Annotated in this window: 2 protein-coding genes and 1 pseudogene; 2 read left to right on the plus strand and 1 reads right to left on the minus strand. The window is 62.2% G+C overall.

The genetic code is table 11. From position 1 onward, the window contains the following. Positions 1–1,335 (minus strand): PAS domain S-box protein (locus tag RMO57_RS06970; RefSeq protein WP_310385348.1); only part of this gene is annotated, 1,335 nt, incomplete at its 3' end. A gap of 238 nt (positions 1,336–1,573) precedes the next feature. Between RMO57_RS06970 and aceE the strand changes: the two are divergent. Beyond that, a pseudogene (gene aceE / locus RMO57_RS06975) lies at positions 1,574–3,319 on the plus strand (pyruvate dehydrogenase (acetyl-transferring), homodimeric type); the annotation flags it as partial. Between the two features lie 31 nt (positions 3,320–3,350). Continuing rightward, a partial coding sequence (locus RMO57_RS21985; protein ID WP_414896386.1) for a hypothetical protein occupies positions 3,351–3,460 on the plus strand: 110 nt, incomplete at its 3' end.

Raw genomic sequence — 3,460 nt, forward strand, 5'->3', positions numbered from 1 at the left:
ATTGGTCATCGAGGTCATCCAGCCGGTCTGCTTGCCCTTGGTGTCGACCAGAGGCGACACATACATGCGGCCGTCAAAGGTGCTGCCGTCCTTGCGCAGCATTTTTACTTCGACGCCGCCGGAGGGGCTGCGGCCATGGATTTCTTGCTGCAGCAGGCGGGCGTTTTCTTCCAGCCGATCCGGTGGCCAAAAAGGGAAGGGCGGCTTGCGGCCGATCAGCTCGGCCTCGGAGAAGCCGGTCATCGCACAAAACGCCGGGTTGACGTAGGAAATGCGCGACTCCAGATCGAGCGCGCGCATGCCGGTCAGCATCGAGTTCTCCATCGCACGGCGGAAGTTGGTTTCCGAGGTCAGCGCGGTCTGGATCTGCAGGCGCCGGCGCATATGGCGCCAGGTGCCCAAGAGCATCCAGACGGTCAGCGTGGACAGCGCCACCACCATCCAGAACAGGGTATTGCTGATCAGGCCGATCGAGGTGCGGTAGCCCTCGCCGCGCAGCACCAGGCCGTTCATGGCCGGTGCCAGCGGCGCCTCATGCAAGATTGAGGCGCGTTTATTGCTGCGGCCCGGCATCTGGGTCACCGAGCTGGCGACGATTTTGTCGCTGGCGTCCAGCACCGCCATGCTGTGGCGCGCCGACACCTCCGTCGGCACGTAATAGCGCAGCAAGGCCTCGACCGAATACTCGGCGATCAAGGCACCGCTGAAGCCGCTGCGGTCAATCAAGGGCACATGGACCTGAAACACCGGCGTGCCGTTGTAGTCGGTGAAAACCTGGGAGTAGGCCGGTTGACGGCGCTCCTTGGCGCTCTGAAAAGCCAGCTCCGGCGGGTTGGACTGGTTGCTCACCGGCATCGACGGGTCGTTGCCGTCGGAGCGCATCAAGCTGTCGTCCTGAAAACCGGCACCGCTGACGCTGGCGCGCGACTCGCGCCTGCCGTTGATCCAGGTCACATGGGTGACCTCGGGGCGCTCGCGGGCGAAGCCTTTGGCCTGGGCGCTGAAGTCATGGGTGTCAACCGCCCGGGTGACAATTTCGCGCGCTATACGCATCAGCTGTTCCTGGTTTTCTATCAGGCGCAGGCGGATCTGCTGCTGGGCGATTTCGGTATCGCGTTTGACGGCCTCCGATTCGCGCTCGATTTCCTCATTCCGCAAATACCAAAAGGCCAGGATGATGGCGGTCAAAAACAGCAACACTGAAACCAGCGGGCCCAGCGTGGCGAAGCGGTCTTGGCGGGCCGGGGACTGGCGCCGCCACCAGCCGGAGGCCAAGCGTTGCAGGGGCAGCAGCAGTCTGCGCTTGGCGGATTTGAGATCGGATGCATTGGGCATAGACGCAATTATCCGGGCATCAAGCAGACGCCAAGGCGAGGCCTCGTTTCAAGTTCAATATGGCCTAATTGTTTAAACAATTTCATTATATGAAATCGTCTCGCACGATTTGAGAGTGAGGAAAACTTGTGCGACACTCAGGACCGATGTATTTGATGTAGACCTCTAAATTATTGGGAATGAGCCGCCGTTACAGCGTGCAGCCAAGCCCGAAACACTCCTACGGAGACAAGCGACCATGTCCGCACAGCCGCAATCATTCTTGGGCGCCAGCGCCAACGACACCGATGCTATGGAAACCAAGGAGTGGTTGGACGCGCTGTCCGCCGTGATTGGTGAGGAGGGCGGCGAGCGCGCGCACTTCCTGTTGAATCAGTTGATCGACCATGCCCGCCAGGCCGGCATCGACGTGCCGTTTTCGGCCACCACGCCTTATGTGAACACGATTCCGGCCGACCAAGAGGCGCGCTGCCCCGGCAATATCGAGATCGAAAAGCGCCTGCGCGCCTATATGCGCTGGAACGCGATGGCGATGGTGGTGCGGGCCAACCGCTTGGACCCGGCCGACGGCGGTGATTTGGGCGGCCATATCGGCTCGTTCGCCTCGCTGGCCTCGATGCTGGGCGCCGGTTTTAATCATTTTTGGCGCGCCCAGAATGAGCAGCACGGCGGCGACCTGCTCTACATCCAGGGCCACAGCGCACCCGGCATCTACGCCCGGGCTTACCTGGAAGGCCGGCTGAGCGAGGAGCAGCTCGATAGCTTCCGCCAAGAGGTCGACGGCAAGGGCTTGTCCAGCTATCCGCACCCGAAGCTGATGCCCGAGTTCTGGCAGTTCCCAACCGTCTCGATGGGCCTCGGCCCCTTGATGGCGATCTACCAGGCGCGCTTTTTGAAGTATCTGCACGCTCGCGGCATTGCCGACACGGCCGAGCGCAAGGTCTGGGCCTTCATGGGCGACGGCGAGATGGACGAGCCGGAATCGCTCGGCGCGATCGGCCTGGCCGCACGCGAGGGCCTGAACAATCTGGTCTTCGTCATCAACTGCAATCTGCAGCGCCTGGACGGTCCGGTGCGCGGCAATGGCAAGATCATTCAGGAGCTCGAAGGCGAGTTCCGCGGCAGCGGCTGGAAGGTCATCAAGCTGGTCTGGGGCAAGGGCTGGGACGAACTGCTGGCGCGCGACAAGAGCGGCAAGTTGAAGCAGCTGATGATGGAAACCGTCGACGGTGACTATCAGGCGATGAAGGCCAATGACGGCGCTTTTGTGCGCAAGAACTTCTTCGGCAAATACCCCGAGACCGCCAAGTTGGTCGAGCACATGAGCGACGAGGAGATCTTCGATCTGCGCCGCGGTGGCCACCAGCCCGAGAAGGTGTTTGCCGCTTTCCACGCCGCTCACAACAACACGTCCAACCAACCTACGCTGCTGCTGATCAAGACCGTCAAGGGTTACGGCATGGGCAAGGCCGGCGAGGGCAAGAACACCGTTCACCAGACCAAGAAGCTGACCGACGAGGACATCAAATACATCCGCGACCGCTTCGCGATCCCGATTCCGGACAGCGAGCTGCCCAAGCTGCCGTACTACAAGCCGGCCGAAGACACGCCCGAGATGCGCTACCTGCACGAGCGCCGCCAGGCCCTCGGCGGCTACCTGCCGCAGCGCCGCGTCAAGGCCGAAGAAAGCTTCACCGTGCCTTCGCTGGAGACCTTCAAGGCCGTGCTGGAGCCGACCGTCGAAGGCCGTGAAATCTCCACGACGCAGGCTTATGTGCGCTTCCTGACGCAGTTGCTGCGTGACAAGGAACTGGGGCCGCGCGTGGTGCCGATTCTGGTCGACGAGGCGCGCACCTTCGGCATGGAAGGCCTGTTCCGCCAGATCGGCATCTACAACCCCGCAGGTCAGAACTACACGCCGGTCGACAAAGACCAGGTGATGTATTACCGCGAAGCCAAGGACGGCCAGATCCTGCAAGAAGGCACTCCCCGGCAGTGGCGCCGCCGTCGGTGACGTGCTGGTCAAGCATCCGCTCACCCGCTTCATTTCCTTCACCGGATCGCGCGACGTAGGCCTGCGGCTCAACGCGCTCGCCGCGCAGCATCAACCGGGTCAGCTCTGGAT

It is taken from the genome of Roseateles sp. (genome assembly GCF_031397715.1).
Taxonomy (GTDB): Bacteria; Pseudomonadota; Gammaproteobacteria; order Burkholderiales; family Burkholderiaceae_C; genus Paucibacter_A.